The organism is Kocuria subflava, assembly GCF_012163155.1.
Classification (GTDB): domain Bacteria; phylum Actinomycetota; class Actinomycetes; order Actinomycetales; family Micrococcaceae; genus Kocuria; species Kocuria subflava.
This window is the reverse complement of the sequence record NZ_JAAVUN010000098.1, coordinates 1-864: the sequence shown is the minus strand read 5'-3', so window position 1 is coordinate 864 and position 864 is coordinate 1. Positions and strand designations below refer to the sequence as shown.

Here is an 864-nt window from a genome sequence, read left to right as displayed (position 1 = left end):
AGCCACCGGGGATTCCGTGACCGGCGGTTGCGTGGCCTGGGAGTCGTCCTCGCGATCCGCTTGGGAACTGGACTCCCCCGAGGCGTTCTGCGCTGCTCCCGAGGTCTCCTCGCCCGGGGTCTCGACCGTCCCGCTGGGGCTGGGCGAGGACGCGCCACCGTCCACCACGACCCCTTCGCGCAGGACCTCTTGCCGTGGTTCACCGGAGGCGGCATTCCACAGCAGCAACGCCAGGACACCGACGACTACCAGACCGAGTGTGGACCAGACAACTTTCATGGTTCACATGGTCATGCCCGTACATAAGATGCGTATGAGAAACCGGCTCTCGCCCCAATGGTTCCTGGCCGTTCTGGTGGGGTCGTGATCCGCCGGACACGTTCAGCTCACACGGGTTGCTCTGCCAACCACTCCCGGGCCAGAGCGGCCCACCTCGGTCGAAACGCGTACACACACCCCAGCCGCAACCGGGTCGACGCGCGGTAGACCTCGAACCTGTCACCTCGGACGCCGAGTTCTTCGGCCGTCTCCGTCACGGCCCCTTGGCCGTAGGCACAGAGCGCCGGGCTCAAGACCCCCTGACGCCGATGCCACTCGAAGTGCACACTCAGGTTGGCCAGGTCCAGTGCGGGCTCCCCCGCCGCAGCGGTGTCAAAATCGAGCAGGCCGACATGGGGGCCGTCGACGATCACCTGTTTCTCGTGAAGATCGCGGTGCAGCACTCCCCCTGCCTGCCGCGGGGCGTTGTGCACCAAGGCCTCCGTGACGCGGTCCAAAGTTTCCCGCACAGACCTCCGGGCTCCACCTGACGCCCCGCGGAAGGCCTCCAACCGCGCCACCCAGTCGGCCCGGTCCGCTGCTTCG

At 67.2% G+C, this 864-nt stretch carries 2 protein-coding genes; both read right to left on the bottom strand.

All coding sequences use genetic code 11. The annotated features are described in order from the left end of the window. On the bottom strand, positions 1–279 hold a 279-nt coding region (locus GTW58_RS13160), incomplete at its 3' end, for a hypothetical protein (RefSeq protein WP_209436580.1). Positions 280–386: 107 nt separating this feature from the next. After that, a partial coding sequence (locus GTW58_RS13155) for a phosphotransferase family protein (protein ID WP_168023566.1) occupies positions 387–864 on the bottom strand: 478 nt, incomplete at its 5' end.